Genomic DNA, 17,364 nt, shown 5'->3' with positions numbered 1-17,364 from the left:
GCTTCACTTGTGTACCAAATGTTAAAGCGATACGGAACCCGTGTTTGATATTTATGTCAGGCAACCGACGGTTGCCCGGGCGGCGAGAGCATGGTGTCAATAAATTCGCCGATAGCTTTTAAAGTATAAATATCGAGATAGTCTTCATTGCGCTGCATCCACTCGGTCCCTAACTTGTAAAGCATGGCTGCTTTTCCGTTTATTTTAACTTTCCACACGCGCCAGTTTTTAAAATGACCGGTAGTGATCTCTATTAACTGCGTAGTACCGTCGGCTAACTTAACTCTATAATTCATGTTGTGATGATTAATTGTTGAATAGTACGTTTTCCTTCAAATAGCAGCGTTTAAGTAGTGGTTTAACTTTGATCTAATACGTAGTATACTGGCAAATATTGTACGTAAAAATGTTAAAAAATGCGAATTAAAACAAAGAAAAATTATACCCCAGTAACTGAATAAGTTACAAAAAAAATATCCGGTTACCGGGGTAATTATTTAGCGGGAATTATTCCCTTATCCAGATATTTCTGTAGCTGATTGGCGCGCTTTTATCACCATGCGCCTGTAATCTCAGTGGTGCAGGGCCATGCGGTGTATAAACATGCTTGGTGCCTGTAGATGTACCGCCTTGTATAGCCACGTTATTTTGAATCAGGACACCGTTAAAGAAAATAGTAACCCGGGCCGGATTTTTCACTGTTCCGTCTTCATTAAATTCGGGATCGGTATAGGCAATATCATATACGTTCCATTCCCCCGCTTTTTTTGCAGGGTTTGCCAATGGTATCGCTTCCCTGTATACGCTGCCGGCCATGCCGTTTGTGTAGGTTTTGTTATCGTTGTTATAAGTGTCTAACACCTGTATCTCATATTTGCCGGAAAGAAATATACCGCTATTGCCTCTTGCCTGCCCGGTACCGGTAATGTCGGCAGGGATTTTCCATTCGATGTGTAGCTGGTAGCTGCCAAACTTTCTTTTGGTTTCGATGTCGCCGGTTGCTTTGTTTACAGTTAATACGTCTTTAGCAACCGTCCATTTTGCCGGTGATTTATCGCTGGCGTTTACCCATTCGTCCAGGTTTTTGCCATCAAATAATATAATAGCGTCTGACGGTGGGTTGCCCGGTGTTTTTGCCGGAACAACGACATTAGGTACCGGTGTAAAAACCTCGGCGTTAGTTGGGTTTGACGTACTAAGATTAGCCTGTTTAATAGTTGCCGATGTTGTTTGCCCGTATACAACCGGCGACAGGAATAACAGCGCTGCTACTATAAGATTACGTTTCATACTGGTTAATTTGGTGATTGTTTTATAATTGATCAGGTCAAATCTATAAGATTTTCAGTCATCAAAGCCCCTTTTTGTGTAACTTATTTGTTGATTTTGACAGCTGTCCGTATAAAAACAAAAAATAATCAATAATTATATAACCGGGCAACAATTGTTTCCGTATAACCCGGTAACACTATTGATTAACTAACCTGATATGGAATTTTTAGACAAAGACCCTTACCCAGAAAAACCAGCGGGCCTGGTGATTTTAAATTGGGTAGTTGTGATTTTATTGACGATTGACCTGCTTTGGTGCATTTGTTAAATAATCGCACTTATCAAAGATTAAATTTAAACTTTAACCGCTTTCCATTTACCTTTTTTGAAATAATACCAGGCTGCCAGGGCCAGCATTGTTTCTGCAATGGGGATTGAAATAAATGCCCCGGTGGCTTTCATGTCCAGGTGTTTGGATAAATACCACGCAAAAGGTATTTGAATGACCCAAAAGCAGATGAAATTTATCCAGGTTGGTGTTTTGGTATCGCCCGCTCCGTTAAGTGCCTGGGTCATTACCATTCCTATCCCATAAAAAATATATGCCGAGCCAAAAATTTGCAAAGCCTGTACGCCAAATTTTATAACTGCTTCGTCCGACGTGAAAACACGAATAATAGGATTAGAAAAACATAAAAATATAATCATTACGATGCCCATAAAAATAGCGTTGTACCTGGCGGTTATCATTACGCTTTTCTCGGCGCGGTCAAATTCTTTGGCCCCCAGGTTTTGACCAACCAGCGTAGCCGCCGCATTGCTTAGCCCCCAGGCCGGCAAAATAAAGAACACCACATTACGTATAGCAACCTGATAACCTGCTGATGCTGCCGTACCGCCGGTTTCGGCCACCAAACGTGCCACCACTATCCAGCTGCCGCTGGCAATAATAAACTGCAAGGTGGCGGGCCAGGCAATGTTGATAATAGTTTTAATTACTTGCGCTTCAAAATTAAAATGCAGTGCGGTAAACTTCACCAGGCCGTTCCCTTTTATTAAATGATAACACTGATAAAGCACACCCGATGTACGGCCGGTTACCGTGGCCATAGCGGCGCCTTTTAAGCCAAAGAAATGAATTAAAACCGGGCATAGAATGATGTTGGTAAAACTGGCTATCCACAGGCTCTTCATGGCCATAGCGGCATTGCCGGCGCCACGAAAAATACCGTTGATCAAAAATATCAGTATAATAACCAAACTGCCGCCAAACATAATGCGGGTAAAAATGGCGCCGTTGGCAATTACGTCCTTACTGGCACCCATCAACGCCAGGATATCGCCCGCATATATCATTCCGGTAACGGTAAGGATAGCCGAGATCACAAAAGCAATTATTAACGACTGCGCCCCGGCATGCGCTGCCCCGTCAATATTTTTCTCGCCTATGCGGCGTGCCACCACTGCACCGGCCGCAGTGCTTAGCCCAATGGCAATAGAGTAAACTATGGTAATTACAGATTCTGTTAAACCCACGCTTGCAATAGCATTCTCCCCCAGCTTGCCTACAAAAAACATGTCGACCAGGGCAAACACACTTTCCAGGCTTAACTCTAATATCATAGGTACAGCTAATAGCAATACTGCTTTGCGTATGCTGCCCTGCGTGTAATCCTGATTTTCGCCGTTTAACGACTGGCGTACTACTGAAATGATACTTTTAATTGTCATGATAAGGTTTATAAAGATGGCTATGGGCCGGGGGTTATATCAACACCTTACAGCTATAACCATTTGACTTTAATATGGCTATTATTTGTTCGGGGACAATAGTCGCCGCCTCAACTCTTAAAATTTTGTCGCAGTCCTCCAAATCAAAGTTAATCAGGCTATCCGGAAAATAGCCAAGTAATTGTTTAACTAATTTTTCGGCTATTTTAATTTCATCAACATTGGTTTTAAATACTTCAACTATCATAACTTTTAACCGGCTAAAGCCGTGCCCGCCTGTATTTGGGCGCGCCGCCAATAAATCATTCATTATCATATAAATTAGTTAAGACGCCTTGCCATGGCAAGGCGTTGCTGGTTTATTGCTGGCTATCGTTATAGTTTACCATCCACTGTACACCGAATGCATCAACCAGCATACCAAACCATGCGCCCCAAAACATTTTTTCCATGGGCATTATAACTTTACCACCAGCCGCAAGGGCGTTAAACAGCTTGTTAGCTTCGTCTATACTTTCCGGATCAATTGCTATAGAGATATTATCGCCAAACTTTAAACTCTGGCCCATTGTTTCCAGTGCATCGGTGCCCATTAAAATATTTCCGCCGATGGGCAACGCCACGTGCATTATTTTTTCTTTGTCTTCTGCCGACATCTTGTCGCCATGCGGTGTGTCTTTAAAGCGTTGCAGCGTTAAAAACTCGCCGCCAAACACTGATTTGTAAAAATTAAAAGCTTCTTCGGTCTTACCCAAAAAGTTTAAATACGGATTGATCTTTGCCATGGTGTTTGTTGTTTTATTGTGATGCTAAGATAAATGCTATTTGCAATAGCGATGGTGTGTATTAATGTCAACCTTAGGGGGTATTCGGGACATTTTTTTATATTTATCCATTGTTAAATAATAAACAGATGATACAACTGGGTATATTACTTACTGATCGGTACAGGCTATTAAGTGTAGCAGCCATATTAGACGTTTTTGAAAGCGTTAACCGGTTTTATATTAATGATAAAAAAGAACCTGCATTTAATATTTCGTTGTTTAACGCCGACGAATTACCTAAAGAAAAGGGTGTCGAGTTTAATGGCTATCCCGTTAAATCTATTTACCCGGCTCCAAAGCAAAACCTGGTTTTTATACCGGCATTTGGGGCTGCAGATATTGCGCAGGCCATTCGTGAAAATCATAAATATATACCCTGGTTACAACAGCAGTACCAGGCAGGAGCGGAGCTGGCCTGCGTGTGTACCGGCGCATTTTTGCTGGGCGCTACCGGGTTGTTAAATGGCCGGACCGCTACCACGCACGTTGATGCGTGTAAAGAGTTTGCCAACGCTTTCCCGACGGTAAAGCTGCAGGCCGATAAAGTGGTTACCGGCGACGGAGGATTGTATACCAGCGGCGGCTCAACCTCAAGCTTTCATTTAATGCTGCACCTGTTACAAAAATATTGCGGTAAAGATATTGCCGTGCGTACAGCTAAACTTTTCTCGATTGATATGGATAGGGAACATCAGGCTTATTTCAGTACGTTTTCGCCCCTGCAATCGCATAATGACGAGCTGGTTAGCATGGCGCAGCAAAGCATTGAAACATCATATCAAAAAACCGGCACCATTGAAGAACTGATAAAAGAGATCCCCGGAAGCCGCAGAAACATAGCCAGGCGTTTTAAACAGGTAACCGGTATTACACCGATAGAATATTTGCAGAAAACAAGGATAGAAGCCGCTAAAAAATTGCTGGTAGAAACCAATCAGCAAATGACGGAGGTCATGATCAACTCCGGGTACAGCGATCCCAAGGCCTTCCGTAAGATCTTCAGGAAAACGGTAGGCATGACGCCAACCGGGTACAGGGAGAAATTTTATATGGGTTAGCGGCTCACTCGCCCCAGGCCGTAATCATTAAATTGCGCTGGCCGCCATAGTTACGGTGCTCGCATAAATAAATCCCCTGCCATATCCCCAGCGCAAACCTGCCGTCGCGGATGGGTATGGTTACCGAACTGCCCAGCAAGGCCGCTTTCAGGTGCGCCGGCATATCATCCGGGCCCTCATCATCGTGCAGGTAACCGGGGTCGTTCTCGGGCACGGTTTTACTGAAATACATTTCAAAATCTTTTCTGACGGTAGGGTCGGCATTTTCATTAATCGTTAATGAGGCCGATGTATGCTGAATAAATACCTGGCAAATCCCCACCTTAATTTCCCTGATCTGTGGGAGCGCCTGTAAAACTTCGGCCGTTATTAAATGGAAGCCCCTGCGCCGTTGGCTAAGCTGTATTTGCTGTTGATATATTTTCATAGTGCCCTACAAAAATATCTGTAATTACCAAGTAAATGATAAAAGTTTATGATAAAATTTAGATAAAATATTAATTTAGCCAAAACCTTAAACCATGAACATTGTAGCATTTTTTGAATTTACGACATCAGAGATAATGCTTGTCGTTATTTTAATACTGGCGTTCCCTTTATTATGTTTGTTTTGCCTGATAGATATTATCAGGTCTGATTTTAAAGACTCAACCGCTAAGTTAATATGGGTGCTGGTGGTATTGTTTGCCCCGTTTATCGGGTCGGTGCTCTACCTGTTTATAGGCCGGAAAAGCAAAGTAATCAATACCTGATAAACGTTATTGACGGCGCCTGCCCGGATAAATGCAACTTTCGTTGTAACGATATTCTCCGCGCCGCGTCTAATTTAGGTTAAACCAGGTATGTTGTGATTATGCGCTATTTTCTTTGTTTGCTGTTGCCTCCGCTGGCTGTATTCAGCACCGGCAGGGTGGGTGCCTTTATATTGAGTATCTTTTTGACCCTGTTTTTCTGGATCCCCGGCGTAATCCACGCCATATTGGTTACCAATGATTATTATGCTGAAAAAAGACACAGGCAGCTGGTGCGCGCAATGAAGCGCGGCCGGTAATTTATTGCTTCAGGTAATACGTGGCCTGTATTATTTTATAAGTGGTATTTACGGCTAATCCCCAATTCGCGGTTAACGTGCCGGTAAACGTATTTTCAAGCTCCAGTTCTGTTGAAGTTAAAGTTAAAATAGGTTTGGTTGTGGTGCCGCCTATCGTCTGTTTTAAGAACAAAGTTGAGCCCAGAATGGAGTAATTTAAATAACCGGTAGTGTCTATAGTGGCCATCATTTCGCCCGGTTTTTTTGCCGGTGGGGTGGTTACGTAAGCGCTTCCATCGGCATTATAAATTTCAAATGAGGCTTTATCCGCATTGCTGCCGGTAAAATTAATAGTCGAATCTTTTAAAAGGACGTCGGTGATAAGATCATAAACCCGGATATTTTGCTGATAGGATTTCCAGGTGCCAACTATCAGTTTGGCATATTGTGATTTTGTGCCGGACGTGTCATCCTTTTTACAGGAATAAATAGCCAGCAGCAAAAATGCGATTAACAAATGTGACTTTTTCATAGGTCATCAGGTTTAGTCAAAACCATCTAAACAATTGATAGTAATGAGCTTGTAACTGAAATTAAGCTTATATAACAGGGGAGTGTTATTGTGATTTTAACGTAATATACCATCCTAATGTTTTAAGTAAATTGCCGCGAATTAAAAAATACCGTTTTTAAGATGAATGATGTTTTGGGCCAGGCGCTAAATGATTATTTTCACAACCAGCGCGGCAGTAAACTCTGGATAAATAACAAATACGGCCCCAAAGAAGAGATGCCGGTAGCTACCTATTTCAGAGGCGAGGACGATATGCCGGATATAGAATGGATGGCCCTGGAGCAATGCCGCGGCAAGGTGCTGGACATCGGTGCAGGGGCGGGCAGCCATGCTTTATACTTACAGGAGCAGGGGCTTGATATCACGGCCATGGATATCTCGCCCCTGGGGGCAGCGGTAATGGCAGCGCGCGGCGTAAAAAAAACACTGGAGGCTGATATCTTTACTTATAACCAGCCGGGATATGATACCCTGCTGTTGTTGATGAATGGTATTGGTTTGGCGGGCACCATAGCGGGCTTAAAAAAACTGCTGCTGCATCTTAAAACATTGTTAAATGACGACGGGCAGATCCTGTTCGACTCGTCGGATATCGCTTACCTGTACGAAGGTAAATTGCCCGCAGCGGGTTATTATGGCGAAATACAATATCAGTACAGTTATAAAAAAAATAAAACGGAATGGTTTAACTGGCTCTATGTTGACGAGCAAACCTTAAAACAGGTTGCGTTGGAAACAGGTTTTAACCTGGAAGTGTTAATTGAAGACGAGCATGGCCAATATTTAACCCGTTTAACAAAAGCTGTTTAGCTTATTATTATAAAATCCGTTAAACTTTAACCGGATTATTTGTTCTATATCAACAAAATCATCACAAAAAATAAATACATGAAAAAGCTACTAATCCTAACCGCACTAACTATTGCTACCTATACAACCTTTGCCCAGGGGGTAGACCTGCGCCGTAAAATTGAAGTTACCGGCATTGCCGACCAGGAGGTGACACCTGATATTATCAATGTTACCATATCTCTGCAAGAATACCTGGACGGTAAGAAAAAGATTACCATAGATCAGCTGGAAAGTCAGTTAGAGGCGGCCGTACGTGATGCCGGTATCCCGAAAGAGGATTTCACGATCAATAACCTGTCGGCCTACAATAATACTTATCAGAAAAAAAAGAACCCTGATTTTCTGGCTTCGAAACAATATGGTATCCGGTTTCATGATCTGAATAAATTTAACCAGATAATAAGCAAGGTTGACCCTAAAGGCATCCAAAGCACCAATATTGATAGCTATGATTATTCAAAAATTGACGAGCTGAAAAACGAATTAAAATTAAAAGCGCTGTTAACAGCAAAAGCCAAAGCAGCATACCTGGTAAATGGTTTGGGTGAAAACCTGGGCCAGGTGCTTAATATTACAGAAACAGACAATAGCAACTATCCGCAACCAAGGCAGATGATGTTTAAAACTATGGCTGCAAGTGATGTCAGATCGGTACCGGAGTCGGATATCGATGTACGAAAAATTAAATTAAGCTTCCAGATCAATGCAGTGTTTCAAATAGGGAAGTAAGTTATAGTGTTATTAAAAATTAAACCTTTGCTGATGATTTCGGCAGAGGTTTTTTTTGATCATTCTGACCAATAGGAATTGGTCTTAAGAACGGTACGTCTTATTAATAATTAAATTTTATATTTGATTATCATTATCTTTATTACCGTTAAACCTGCTAACCTTACAATTCTTTTATGAACACAACCCTTACTTTCCTCAAAAATCTATTCCTGGCAACCGGTGCTATCTGGTTTTTCAGCGCGTTGGCCATTCTGATTTTAAACCTTAACTTCGGGCCACGCGAGATCATGTTTACTTTGATTGTGCCACTTGCCTATGCCGTGTTACGGTTATTTGATAGAATCAAATCCTAAGGTTATTAGCTATCCAGCCGTTAAGGAATAGCTTTTAGCCCGGTACTGACCGTCGCCGGCCGCATAACCGATTATTGTTTCACCTTATCTCTACAAGTAAAGCGATGAGAAAAATTTTACTGTTATTTACCGCTGTATTTTTTGTAATGGGTATCCAGAAATCTGCAGCGCAGCAACTTTATCAATGCGATACCACCAAAGCTTACTGGACATTTGAAAAAGACAGCAGCTTCCTGTATGTTAAACTTATGGGGAAGGCTGTAACAACCACCAGGCCAACCCTTATATCGGTTAATGCAATGCCATTGCAGGTGGTAATAGTAAATAAAGCAAATTATTTAAAAGAAGGTGGCGACAATACCGATTTTGCTGTACTAACGCGGTATGCTAAAAGCGAAAGCGATTATTTTGCCAATAGTTTTAAAACTCAATTAAATTCAAGGATGAATACCTTAACGCTGCCCGGCGACAAAAAGGTGGTGATATGGTATTTTGATATGCCACAGTCTGTAACCCAAAATGTAAAAGCGCAGGTGTTTGTCAACATGGTGGCCGGTGATAAAATATTCGGCCTTTCAGGAACACAGTTTAATAACCAGGAGTTGAAAAATATAGGTGGATTTTTATTGGGGGTAATAGCCACCTTAACCAAGGCAGAAAGTAAGGCCGAATTGAATACACTTTGCAGTAAATAGATTTAATCCTGTCCGCAGCGGGCCATACCGCTATTTAGGCACTACATAGGTAAAAGAAACGTCTATCCGGTCTGTGTATTTGGCGATATTCACCGGGCCCGGTATTTTGTCTTTATAAGTAACGGCGGCCGTTATATCTGCATTGGGCCTGGTGGTAGCCTCAAGGATGATTTTATGGCCAACCTGTGGTGTAAACGTATAATTAAGGCTGGCAACATCATAATCGTCTTTAACATAAAAATCATTCGTTACCGTATCAACCTCTGTGATGTTGTACGAGAAAAGCTGGCTGCTGGTTATTAACATTCATAACCGCCGGTGTTGCCGCAGGGTTGGTAGCTGGTGATACCGTCTCGCTTTTTTTGCAACCAAAGCAACTCAACAGTAAAAGGCACAGATAGACTTTTTTCATTTATAGTCGGTTTCCTCCCGATATAACGCTGCCAGACAGTTAATTAGTATTTAATATCAGTCTTGGTTCATCAAAGGCGATCATCTGGTCGCGTTCTGTTGCCGGTATCTGTATGGATTTATTGGCCTTATAGTCATAACTAATACATACGGTTTTACCGGTGGTGCAAATTTCTTCGCCATTGGGGGTTACCCTCACCAAAACATGCATTACGTCAAAACTGCTGTTGCCTATGCGCACCACCCGCACATAGCAGGCAATTTGGTCGTGCAGGTTTACGGGTTTTAAATAATTTATTTCGCTCCGGCCCACAATTACGCCATGCTCGCTAAAGTTCCAGTTGATGGCTTCTTTCCAATAATTAAAACGGGCTATTTCAAAATAGGTTAAATAAATAGCGTTGTTAACATGCCCTACTGCATCTATATCTGAAAACCGGATAGGTATAGCCGTACGGAATTTATAATCTGAGAGTTTTTCAGCCATTAAGTGTCATTATGTCTGGTTAAAAAAAGGTTAAGCGACAAATTGCCATACAAAACAACTCAAAAAGCCATTGGTACAGCTCTTGATTAAGTCTCTGCGAAGTTAATAAAAGAAAAACTTAGGAGGATATAAAAATGACTTTAGTAAAATTTGGCAAGGAACAAAAGAACAACATCGTGAATCCATTTTTTAATGATGTGTATTCACTGTTAAATGATTCGTTTTTAAACGAAAAATTAGCTACCCGTATACCCGCTGTAAACATCTCAGAAAACGATAACCAGTTTGAGATTGAAGTTGCGGTACCCGGCTTAAGCAAAGAAGATATCAAAATCAATTTAGACAAAAATGTATTAAGCGTTTCGGCTGATAAAAAAACTGAAACCACTGATGACAATAAGAAATTTACCAAACGCGAATACAGTTTTAATTCATTTTCAAGGTCATTTACCTTACCTGAAAGCGCAGATCATTCAAAAATCGAAGCTGATTACACAGCCGGGATTTTGAAACTGACCATCGCTAAAAAAGAAGAAGCTAAATTTCAATCAAGAGAAATAGCTGTAAAATAATATATCGGGACGTTCCGAAGGTCCGTGGCAGTGAGTGAGGTTTGTGAATGACAGGCCCGGACCCGGGAAATACCGAAAAAAGAGTGTTTTCATAAGTAATGTTGGTTTAGTTTGAAGAGGGCCGTTCCGTAAGGGGCGGTCCTTTTCTTTTTAGTAATGTGTGTTAATTGTCAATATTTTCCATCATGGGTCCGGCTCTTTCCGAATAATCGCGGCAATTACTACCTTTAAATTTTAAACATCCCGGCTATGAAAAAATTACTGCTCATTATATCCCTTATTATTTTAGGCCTTGGGGCAAAGGCGCAAACCACGGCGGTACCGGCTAAAGCTGTTAACCCTACAGATACCTCCAGGGTGTACAATCCCGCTGCTGATGCAAAGGCAGAGATTGCAGCGGCGGTAAAACAGGCAGCCGCGAGCCATAAAAATGTATTCCTGCAAATTGGCGGCAACTGGTGCATATGGTGTTTATATTTTAATGACCTGGTAAAAAAAGACGCCGAACTTGATAAATACCTGCGCGAAAATTACGTTGTGGTGCATGTAAATTACAGTCCCGAAAATAAAAATGAGCAGGTGCTGGCTGATCTGGGTTACCCGCAGCGTTTCGGTTTCCCGGTATTTGTGGTGCTTGACGATAAGGGTAAAAGGTTACATACCCAAAATTCGGCTTACCTGGAAGAGGGCCGGGGACATAGCAAAGCTAAGGTGATGGAGTTTTTTCATAATTGGTCGCCTGCAGCAATTGATCCTGAAACTTATAAAGGTAGATAAGTTGGCAGTTCACTATACCTAAGAATCTTAGGTATGATCCATATCTACTGATCCATCCATCAAAAAATGGCCCAAAACGGCTATTTTGCAATTATTTGATTATCAGTTATTTAACTAAATATTGAGTTTAATGATCCTGACGAATAAGACTGATCCAAAGTGATCCGCTCAAAAAGTTAATCCATTTGTTTACAACGAGTTAACCCAGAACGGTGATCCGGGTGATCCATATTTTAATGTGGATCACCTCGCTTAACAGCGGTTAGTCGCGCATGTTGATGTACTGCAACGGCTGATCAAAATCCTCTTTACGGCATAGGGCTATCACGGCCTGCAGGTCGTCTATCTTCTTGGCCTGCACCCGCACCTGGTCGTCCATAATGCTGGCCTGTACCTTTAGTCCGCTATCCTTAATTTTCTTGACGATCTTTTTAGCAGCGTCCTGGTCAAGCCCCTGCTTGATCTTGATCTCCTTGCGGATCATGTTGCCTGATGCGGCTATCTCCTTACCAAAATCCATTGCTTTGGGGTCAAGCCCCTGCTTCACCATCCGGCTGATAATGGCATCCTGTATGGCTTTAACGCGCATGTCATTCTCGGTAACTATGGTTACCACGTTGGTTTTCTTCTCAAGTTCTATGGTGCTTTTTGAGTCGTTAAAATCATAACGGTTCAAAATCTCTTTTTTCGCGATATTGATAACGTTATCCAGGGTCTGGCCGTCTATCTTGCTTACTATATCAAATGTTGGCATAGGTAAAGTGTTTATAATTTCTTACAAAATTAGTATTTATAAGGTTATAAAATCAAATAGTTAACTTTTATGTTAAACGGGGAGATATTAGTAATCTATTAATATTAACTTAACAAATAAATAAGCAGCTTTGCAATAATGCTGCAAGGCGTTCAGAATATGGATATTAAACGGGTACCATTAATTAACAGAGAAATAAGCTGGCTATACTTTAACGAGCGCGTTTTGCAGGAAGCTGCCGACCCCACAGTGCCATTAATTGAGAGGATTAAGTTTTTAGCCATATTTTCTTCAAATCTTGATGAGTTTTACCGGGTGAGGGTAGCCACCCTAAGCCGTTTATCTAACCTGAATGATAAGGCAAAGGAGATCTTAGGCTACAATCCCAAAAAGATACTTAACCAGATCAAAAACCTGGTGGTAAAGCAAGAGCGTAAGTTTAATGATCTTTATGAAAATATTATCGTCAAACAGCTTGCCGAAGAGAAGATCTTCCTGCTAAACGACAAGCAGTTAAACGTTGCCCGCGGTACCTTTGTTAAAAATCACTTCCGCGAAAAGCTGCTGGCTACGCTGGTGCCCATTATGCTGGATAACACTACCGTATTACCGGAGCTGCGCGACCGTGCCATTTACTTCTTTGTAAAGCTGAGCCATGAGAAAAAGGTTACTTACGCCTTAATTGAGATCCCCGATAACCTTTCGCGGTTTATCGTACTGCCCGAGACCAATAATCTTAAATTTATTATCCTGCTGGATGACATTATAAGGTATTGCCTGGAAGACATATTTTTCATTTTTGAGCACGACAGCATCGAAGCCTATTCTATCCAGCTCACCCGTGATGCCGAGCTTGATTTAGATAAAGAAGTTAGCGGAAAGTTCATTGATTCCTTATCAAAAAGTTTACAGAAACGAAAAAAGGGTAAGCCGATGCGTTTACTTTATGATTCTGAAATGCCGATGGATATGTTAAAATACGTGGTAAGCAGGATGGGGCTACACGGCGAGAGCCTGATACCGGGCAACCGCTATCATAACTTTAAAAACTTTATATCGTTTCCAAACGTGGGCAGGCCTGAGCTTGAGTATGTAAAGTACCCTGCATTACCCGTTGATGAGCTTGGTTTTGATAAAAGCTTAATGGCTATTATAGCCAAAGAAGACCACCTGATAAGCACTCCATACCAAACTTACGACTATGTGATTCACTTTTTACGGGAAGCAGCTATTGACCCAAAGGTAAAAGAGATCAGCATAGCGGTATATCGCCTGGCAGAAAACTCGCGCATTATGCACGCGTTGATTAACGCGGCTAAAAATGGCAAAAAGGTTAATTGCCTGGTTGAGCTCAGGGCCCGTTTTGATGAGCAGAATAACATAACCTGGAGCCGCCGTTTAGAGGAGGAGGGGGTTAACGTAATATACGGCATTGATGGGTATAAAGTACACTCAAAGATATGCCTGGTTAGCCGCACCGAAAAAGATAAGTTAGCCTATTATGCCTGCCTGTCTACCGGCAACTATAACGAAAAAACGGCCCGTATATATGCAGACCATACTTTGCTTACCGCCAATAAGAAAATCACCGCCGATCTGGTAAACGTATTTAAAGCCATTAACAAAGGGGCATTACCTAAAGATTTAAAACACCTCATTGTATCACCTATTGATTCAAGGCCGGCAATTTATAAGCTGATTGATACAGAAATCAGGAATGTTAAAGCCAAAAAGCCGGCTTACATGATATTGAAAATGAACAGCCTGGCTGATGAGCAGCTGATCATCAAATTATACCAGGCCAGTAATGCAGGTGTTAAAATACAGTTAATTGTACGGGGCATGTGCTGCCTGGTGCCGGGCGTAAAGGGTTACAGTGAAAATATTGAAGTTATAAGCATCATTGATAAATACCTGGAACATGCGCGGGTACATATCTATTGTAATGGCGGCGATGAGCTGATCTATTTAACATCTGCTGATTTTATGTCGCGTAATATTGACAGCCGGGTTGAGGTTGGTTTCCCGATATATGATAAACGGATAAAAAAGGAGGTGCGGGATATCATTAATATCCAGTTAAGCGATAATACCAAATCGCGCGAGATCAATAGCCAAAACTCCAATAAATACCACAAAACAAAATCAGACCTGCCGGTGCGCGCGCAGATAGATATATATAATTATTTAAAGAGCAACATACAATAAATTGAGATACGCAGCTATAGATATAGGATCAAACGCGGTAAGGCTACTTATTGCGGATATTAAAGAGAACGACGGGACAGTATCGTTCAAAAAAAACACACTTATCCGCGTGCCGCTGCGCTTAGGCGACGACGCGTTTTTAAATCAGCATATTTCGGATAAAAAAGCTGCCGACCTGGTTAAAACCATGCAGGCTTTCCGTAACCTGATGGATGTATATAAAGTCGGCGAGTATATGGCCTGCGCTACCTCCGCCATGCGCGAAGCCAAAAATGGGGCAGAGGTGGTAAAACAGATAAAAGAAGAAGCGGATATCAAGCTGGAAATTGTACATGGCCAGGTTGAAGCTAAGATCATTTATGCCAGCCATGCCGAGCAAAACATCGATAAAAATAAAACCTACCTGTATATTGATGTGGGGGGCGGCAGTACAGAGCTTTCATTATTTTCATCCGGAGAGCTGATTGCGTCAAAATCATTTAATATCGGAACGATCAGGATCCTGGATAACCAGGACACCGAAGAGACCTGGAACGCCATGCGCGACTTTATCCGCGAACATACCCGCCATTTTAAAGGGGTACTAGGCATTGGCACCGGCGGTAATATTAACAAGTTGTATAAGTTATCCGAAGAGAAAAACAACGCACCGATGAGCTTTTCCAAACTAAAATCGCTCTATGATTATTTGGATTCGTTTTCGTTAAAAGATCGTATTAATGTGCTGGGTTTAAACCAGGACAGGGCAGACGTTATCATACCCGCCTGCGAAATTTACCTGTCTGTAATGAAGTGGGCAGGTATAAAAAATATCTATGTACCAAGTGTGGGCATGGTTGACGGTATTATACAAACCCTGATAGATGAAAATTATGTGAAAAGTGCATTAAAATAATTTCAATAATTGTTTAATAATTTAAAAAGTGTTATTATATTTGTATTGCCCTCTCAAAGGGCATGTTTTTCATAGGTAGATGTAGGGTCGGGTACTTGTTATTCGACCCTTTTTTGTACCCGCAACTTTAATCCCTTTGGTTTGTTAACCAATAATCATGAAGAAAAAAATTGTAATTGCTGTTACCGGCGCCAGCGGCTCCATATATGCTAAATTATTGCTGGATCGTTTACAGCACTTAGATAGTCAAGTTCAGGAAATTGCAATTGTGATGTCTGACAATGCAAAACAGGTATGGCAATTTGAACTGGATAACGAAGACTATAATAACCTGCCCTATAAATTTTATGCTAAAACAGATTTTATGGCACCGTTTGCCTCCGGCTCGGCGAAGTTTGATACCATGGTGATTGTGCCGTGCTCCATGGGTGCCCTGGGCCGCATAGCGGGTGGCATATCTGACGATTTAATTACCCGCGCCGCCGATGTGATATTGAAAGAGCGCCGAAAACTAATATTGGTTGCCCGTGATATGCCTTTAAATTTGATCCATATCCGCAATATGGCAGCCGTTACAGAGGCAGGCGGGATCATCTGCCCGGCAGTACCGTCATATTACAGTAAGCCCCAAACAGTAGAAGAAGTGGCAATGACCGTAGTAAACCGGGTTGTCGATTTAATAGGATTAGAGAACGACAGCTACCGCTGGTCTGAATAGTAATTAAGTTAACATAGTGGCAACTGGTACTAATATTCAGCAGGTATTTAACTAATCTTTAAAAATCTTATCTTTGCGGCTTGATAATGAACAAGAAAGTTGCTTTTTATACGCTGGGTTGCAAACTCAACTACTCAGAGACATCAACGCTGGGCCGCCTTTTTAGCAATGCCGGTTTTGATACGGTTGATTTTACGGATACGCCCGACGTTTACGTTATTAATACCTGCTCGGTAACTGAAAATGCAGATAAAAAATGCAAAAAGGTTGTAAAAGAAGCATTAAAGGTATCGCCTAACGCTTATGTAACCATTGTAGGTTGCTATGCGCAATTAAAACCGATCGAGATAGCCGAAATTGAGGGCGTGGACATGGTTTTGGGCGCTGCCGAGAAATTTCAGATCATTGATTACATTACAGATCTTACCAAAAAGCCAAAAGCGCAGATTTATAATCAGCCGGTTTCCCAGGCCAATGAGTTTGTGCCTGCTTATTCTTTCGGCGATCGTACCCGCACGTTTTTAAAGGTGCAGGACGGCTGTGATTACTCCTGCTCATTTTGTACTATACCGCTGGCGCGCGGTGCAAGCCGAAGCGATACTATTGCCAGTGTAATTGAGCAGGCCAGACAGATAGCGGCATCAGGCGTTAAAGAGATTGTGTTAACTGGCGTTAACCTGGGCGATTTTGGAATAATTGACGGGAAACGCGAGTTTAAATTCTTTGATTTGGTTAAGGCGCTGGACGAAGTGGAAGGTATAGACCGGATCCGGATCTCATCTATCGAGCCCAATTTACTGACTGATGAGATCATAGAATTTGTGGCCGGTTCAAAACGTTTTGTGCCGCATTTTCATATTCCGCTGCAATCAGGTTCCAATAAAATTTTAAGTTTAATGCGCCGTCGTTATAAGCGCGAACTTTATGTTGACAGAGTAGCTAACATTAAACAGCTAATGCCCGATTGCTGTATAGGGGTCGACGTGATTGTCGGTTTCCCGGGCGAGACACGTGAAGATTTTGTAGACACCTACAACTTTTTAAACGATCTCGATATATCATATCTGCACGTATTTACCTATTCTGAACGTGAAAATACCCTTGCTGCCGAAATGAACGGGACAGTGCCCGGCTCAACCCGCGCCGACAGGAGCAAGATGCTGCATATCTTATCAGACAAAAAACGCCGTGCTTTTTACGAAACCCAGTTAGGCCGCACCGGCGAGGTTTTGTTTGAAGGCGATATCAAAGAAGGCTATATGCACGGTTTTACCCGTAACTATGTTAAGGTTAAAACTAAATTTGACCCGGTGCTGGTAAATGAGTTAAAAAAAGTAGGCTTAACAAAAATTTCAACTGATGGTGATGTTGAAATAACCGAAAGCGAAGAAATATTAGTACATTAACTCTATATTCGC

At 41.8% G+C, this 17,364-nt stretch carries 23 protein-coding genes; 13 read left to right on the top strand and 10 right to left on the bottom strand.

The features are described 5' to 3' along the window. Positions 1–56: 56 nt before the first annotated feature. From LJ658_RS14425 to LJ658_RS14405, 5 genes are all read right to left on the bottom strand, one after another. Positions 57–296, bottom strand: a complete 240-nt coding sequence (locus LJ658_RS14425; protein ID WP_230547227.1) for a hypothetical protein — start codon at positions 294–296, stop codon at positions 57–59. A gap of 211 nt (positions 297–507) precedes the next feature. Further along, on the bottom strand, positions 508–1,290 hold the full coding sequence (locus LJ658_RS14420) for a DUF1080 domain-containing protein (RefSeq protein WP_230547226.1): 783 nt from the start codon (positions 1,288–1,290) through the stop codon (positions 508–510). 336 nt (positions 1,291–1,626) lie between these two features. Next, positions 1,627–3,003 carry an MATE family efflux transporter gene (locus LJ658_RS14415; protein ID WP_230547225.1) on the bottom strand — a complete coding sequence of 459 codons (1,377 nt, stop codon included), beginning with the start codon at positions 3,001–3,003 and terminating at the stop codon, positions 1,627–1,629. Positions 3,004–3,037: 34 nt separating this feature from the next. Continuing rightward, on the bottom strand, positions 3,038–3,313 hold the full coding sequence (locus LJ658_RS14410) for a hypothetical protein (protein WP_230547224.1): 276 nt from the start codon (positions 3,311–3,313) through the stop codon (positions 3,038–3,040). 49 nt (positions 3,314–3,362) lie between these two features. Next, positions 3,363–3,788, bottom strand: coding sequence for a VOC family protein (locus LJ658_RS14405; RefSeq protein ID WP_230547223.1), 426 nt, complete (start codon positions 3,786–3,788; stop codon positions 3,363–3,365). Positions 3,789–3,916: 128 nt separating this feature from the next. Between LJ658_RS14405 and LJ658_RS14400 the strand changes: the two genes are divergently transcribed. Beyond that, positions 3,917–4,888, top strand: a complete 972-nt coding sequence (locus tag LJ658_RS14400; RefSeq protein WP_230547222.1) for a GlxA family transcriptional regulator — start codon at positions 3,917–3,919, stop codon at positions 4,886–4,888. 4 nt (positions 4,889–4,892) lie between these two features. Here the strand turns inward: LJ658_RS14400 and LJ658_RS14395 are convergent, their stop codons facing one another. Next, positions 4,893–5,315: a secondary thiamine-phosphate synthase enzyme YjbQ gene (locus LJ658_RS14395; RefSeq protein ID WP_230547221.1), complete on the bottom strand. Its 423-nt coding sequence runs from the start codon at positions 5,313–5,315 to the stop codon at positions 4,893–4,895. 94 nt (positions 5,316–5,409) lie between these two features. On the opposite strand from LJ658_RS14395, the gene LJ658_RS14390 reads away from it, so the two are divergent. Further along, positions 5,410–5,640 carry a PLDc N-terminal domain-containing protein gene (locus LJ658_RS14390; protein ID WP_230547220.1) on the top strand — a complete coding sequence of 77 codons (231 nt, stop codon included), beginning with the start codon at positions 5,410–5,412 and terminating at the stop codon, positions 5,638–5,640. Between the two features lie 101 nt (positions 5,641–5,741). After that, positions 5,742–5,939, top strand: coding sequence for a YqaE/Pmp3 family membrane protein (locus LJ658_RS14385; RefSeq protein WP_230547219.1), 198 nt, complete (start codon positions 5,742–5,744; stop codon positions 5,937–5,939). Between the two features lies 1 nt (position 5,940). Here the strand turns inward: LJ658_RS14385 and LJ658_RS14380 are convergent, their stop codons facing one another. Continuing rightward, the gene (locus LJ658_RS14380; protein WP_230547218.1) at positions 5,941–6,450 is read right to left on the bottom strand and encodes a hypothetical protein; all 510 of its coding nucleotides are present in this window, start codon (positions 6,448–6,450) and stop codon (positions 5,941–5,943) included. Between the two features lie 162 nt (positions 6,451–6,612). Between LJ658_RS14380 and LJ658_RS14375 the strand changes: the two genes are divergently transcribed. The 4 genes from LJ658_RS14375 to LJ658_RS14360 all read left to right on the top strand — a co-directional run bounded on the left by LJ658_RS14375 (position 6,613) and on the right by LJ658_RS14360 (position 9,124). Next, complete coding sequence (locus tag LJ658_RS14375; protein WP_230547217.1) at positions 6,613–7,302, top strand: bifunctional 2-polyprenyl-6-hydroxyphenol methylase/3-demethylubiquinol 3-O-methyltransferase UbiG; 690 nt, start codon at positions 6,613–6,615, stop codon at positions 7,300–7,302. A 78-nt stretch (positions 7,303–7,380) separates the two neighbouring features. Further along, positions 7,381–8,073 (top strand): SIMPL domain-containing protein, encoded by a 693-nt coding sequence (locus tag LJ658_RS14370; RefSeq protein WP_230547216.1) that lies wholly within the window; start codon positions 7,381–7,383, stop codon positions 8,071–8,073. Between the two features lie 176 nt (positions 8,074–8,249). After that, on the top strand, positions 8,250–8,429 hold the full coding sequence (locus LJ658_RS14365) for a hypothetical protein (RefSeq protein WP_230547215.1): 180 nt from the start codon (positions 8,250–8,252) through the stop codon (positions 8,427–8,429). Between the two features lie 104 nt (positions 8,430–8,533). After that, positions 8,534–9,124: a hypothetical protein gene (locus LJ658_RS14360; RefSeq protein ID WP_230547214.1), complete on the top strand. Its 591-nt coding sequence runs from the start codon at positions 8,534–8,536 to the stop codon at positions 9,122–9,124. Between the two features lie 30 nt (positions 9,125–9,154). Here LJ658_RS14360 and LJ658_RS14355 read toward each other — a convergent pair whose 3' ends face one another. Together LJ658_RS14355 and LJ658_RS14350 are read right to left on the bottom strand one after the other, a co-directional pair. Then, on the bottom strand, positions 9,155–9,430 hold the full coding sequence (locus tag LJ658_RS14355; protein ID WP_230547213.1) for a hypothetical protein: 276 nt from the start codon (positions 9,428–9,430) through the stop codon (positions 9,155–9,157). A gap of 145 nt (positions 9,431–9,575) precedes the next feature. Further along, entirely contained in the window at positions 9,576–10,022 is a 447-nt protein-coding gene (locus LJ658_RS14350) for a thioesterase family protein (protein ID WP_230547212.1), read from the bottom strand. Positions 10,023–10,156: 134 nt separating this feature from the next. Here LJ658_RS14350 and LJ658_RS14345 point away from each other — a divergent pair, with 134 nt between their 5' ends. Both LJ658_RS14345 and LJ658_RS14340 read left to right on the top strand, forming a co-directional pair. Further along, on the top strand, positions 10,157–10,594 hold the full coding sequence (locus tag LJ658_RS14345; RefSeq protein WP_230547211.1) for an Hsp20/alpha crystallin family protein: 438 nt from the start codon (positions 10,157–10,159) through the stop codon (positions 10,592–10,594). A 249-nt stretch (positions 10,595–10,843) separates the two neighbouring features. After that, positions 10,844–11,371: a thioredoxin family protein gene (locus tag LJ658_RS14340; RefSeq protein WP_230547210.1), complete on the top strand. Its 528-nt coding sequence runs from the start codon at positions 10,844–10,846 to the stop codon at positions 11,369–11,371. A 262-nt stretch (positions 11,372–11,633) separates the two neighbouring features. Here the strand turns inward: LJ658_RS14340 and LJ658_RS14335 are convergent, their stop codons facing one another. Continuing rightward, entirely contained in the window at positions 11,634–12,125 is a 492-nt protein-coding gene (locus tag LJ658_RS14335) for a YajQ family cyclic di-GMP-binding protein (protein WP_230547209.1), read from the bottom strand. Positions 12,126–12,284: 159 nt separating this feature from the next. Between LJ658_RS14335 and ppk1 the strand changes: the two genes are divergently transcribed. The 4 genes from ppk1 to mtaB all read left to right on the top strand — a co-directional run bounded on the left by ppk1 (position 12,285) and on the right by mtaB (position 17,352). Then, the gene (gene ppk1 / locus LJ658_RS14330; RefSeq protein ID WP_230547460.1) at positions 12,285–14,333 is read left to right on the top strand and encodes a polyphosphate kinase 1; all 2,049 of its coding nucleotides are present in this window, start codon (positions 12,285–12,287) and stop codon (positions 14,331–14,333) included. Position 14,334: 1 nt separating this feature from the next. After that, the gene (locus tag LJ658_RS14325) at positions 14,335–15,228 is read left to right on the top strand and encodes an ethanolamine ammonia-lyase reactivating factor EutA (RefSeq protein ID WP_230547208.1); all 894 of its coding nucleotides are present in this window, start codon (positions 14,335–14,337) and stop codon (positions 15,226–15,228) included. Between the two features lie 157 nt (positions 15,229–15,385). Next, positions 15,386–15,946, top strand: a complete 561-nt coding sequence (locus LJ658_RS14320) for a UbiX family flavin prenyltransferase (RefSeq protein WP_230547207.1) — start codon at positions 15,386–15,388, stop codon at positions 15,944–15,946. An 86-nt stretch (positions 15,947–16,032) separates the two neighbouring features. Continuing rightward, positions 16,033–17,352: a tRNA (N(6)-L-threonylcarbamoyladenosine(37)-C(2))-methylthiotransferase MtaB gene (gene mtaB, locus LJ658_RS14315; protein WP_230547206.1), complete on the top strand. Its 1,320-nt coding sequence runs from the start codon at positions 16,033–16,035 to the stop codon at positions 17,350–17,352. Positions 17,353–17,364: the final 12 nt, after the last annotated feature.

Origin of the sequence: Mucilaginibacter sp. UR6-11 (genome assembly GCF_020880695.1) — a bacterium.
GTDB lineage: Bacteria > Bacteroidota > Bacteroidia > Sphingobacteriales > Sphingobacteriaceae > Mucilaginibacter.
The sequence above is the reverse complement of the archived record's forward strand: the minus strand, read 5'-3'. Positions and strand labels throughout refer to the sequence as shown.

What these genes read in the sequence shown, in the direction of transcription:
- ppk1 (WP_230547460.1), top strand. Translation starts at nt 12,285, where the DNA reads ATGGATATTAAACGGGTACCATTAATTAACAGAGAAATAAGCTGGCTA.
- LJ658_RS14320 (WP_230547207.1), top strand. Translation starts at nt 15,386, where the DNA reads ATGAAGAAAAAAATTGTAATTGCTGTTACCGGCGCCAGCGGCTCCATA.
- LJ658_RS14340 (WP_230547210.1), top strand. Translation starts at nt 10,844, where the DNA reads ATGAAAAAATTACTGCTCATTATATCCCTTATTATTTTAGGCCTTGGG.
- LJ658_RS14335 (WP_230547209.1), bottom strand. Translation starts at nt 12,125, where the DNA reads ATGCCAACATTTGATATAGTAAGCAAGATAGACGGCCAGACCCTGGAT.
- LJ658_RS14400 (WP_230547222.1), top strand. Translation starts at nt 3,917, where the DNA reads ATGATACAACTGGGTATATTACTTACTGATCGGTACAGGCTATTAAGT.
- LJ658_RS14375 (WP_230547217.1), top strand. Translation starts at nt 6,613, where the DNA reads ATGAATGATGTTTTGGGCCAGGCGCTAAATGATTATTTTCACAACCAG.
- LJ658_RS14390 (WP_230547220.1), top strand. Translation starts at nt 5,410, where the DNA reads ATGAACATTGTAGCATTTTTTGAATTTACGACATCAGAGATAATGCTT.
- LJ658_RS14380 (WP_230547218.1), bottom strand. Translation starts at nt 6,450, where the DNA reads ATGAAAAAGTCACATTTGTTAATCGCATTTTTGCTGCTGGCTATTTAT.
- LJ658_RS14420 (WP_230547226.1), bottom strand. Translation starts at nt 1,290, where the DNA reads ATGAAACGTAATCTTATAGTAGCAGCGCTGTTATTCCTGTCGCCGGTT.
- mtaB (WP_230547206.1), top strand. Translation starts at nt 16,033, where the DNA reads ATGAACAAGAAAGTTGCTTTTTATACGCTGGGTTGCAAACTCAACTAC.
- LJ658_RS14385 (WP_230547219.1), top strand. Translation starts at nt 5,742, where the DNA reads ATGCGCTATTTTCTTTGTTTGCTGTTGCCTCCGCTGGCTGTATTCAGC.
- LJ658_RS14425 (WP_230547227.1), bottom strand. Translation starts at nt 296, where the DNA reads ATGAATTATAGAGTTAAGTTAGCCGACGGTACTACGCAGTTAATAGAG.
- LJ658_RS14415 (WP_230547225.1), bottom strand. Translation starts at nt 3,003, where the DNA reads ATGACAATTAAAAGTATCATTTCAGTAGTACGCCAGTCGTTAAACGGC.
- LJ658_RS14410 (WP_230547224.1), bottom strand. Translation starts at nt 3,313, where the DNA reads ATGAATGATTTATTGGCGGCGCGCCCAAATACAGGCGGGCACGGCTTT.
- LJ658_RS14405 (WP_230547223.1), bottom strand. Translation starts at nt 3,788, where the DNA reads ATGGCAAAGATCAATCCGTATTTAAACTTTTTGGGTAAGACCGAAGAA.
- LJ658_RS14350 (WP_230547212.1), bottom strand. Translation starts at nt 10,022, where the DNA reads ATGGCTGAAAAACTCTCAGATTATAAATTCCGTACGGCTATACCTATC.
- LJ658_RS14395 (WP_230547221.1), bottom strand. Translation starts at nt 5,315, where the DNA reads ATGAAAATATATCAACAGCAAATACAGCTTAGCCAACGGCGCAGGGGC.
- LJ658_RS14345 (WP_230547211.1), top strand. Translation starts at nt 10,157, where the DNA reads ATGACTTTAGTAAAATTTGGCAAGGAACAAAAGAACAACATCGTGAAT.
- LJ658_RS14365 (WP_230547215.1), top strand. Translation starts at nt 8,250, where the DNA reads ATGAACACAACCCTTACTTTCCTCAAAAATCTATTCCTGGCAACCGGT.
- LJ658_RS14355 (WP_230547213.1), bottom strand. Translation starts at nt 9,430, where the DNA reads ATGTTAATAACCAGCAGCCAGCTTTTCTCGTACAACATCACAGAGGTT.
- LJ658_RS14370 (WP_230547216.1), top strand. Translation starts at nt 7,381, where the DNA reads ATGAAAAAGCTACTAATCCTAACCGCACTAACTATTGCTACCTATACA.
- LJ658_RS14360 (WP_230547214.1), top strand. Translation starts at nt 8,534, where the DNA reads ATGAGAAAAATTTTACTGTTATTTACCGCTGTATTTTTTGTAATGGGT.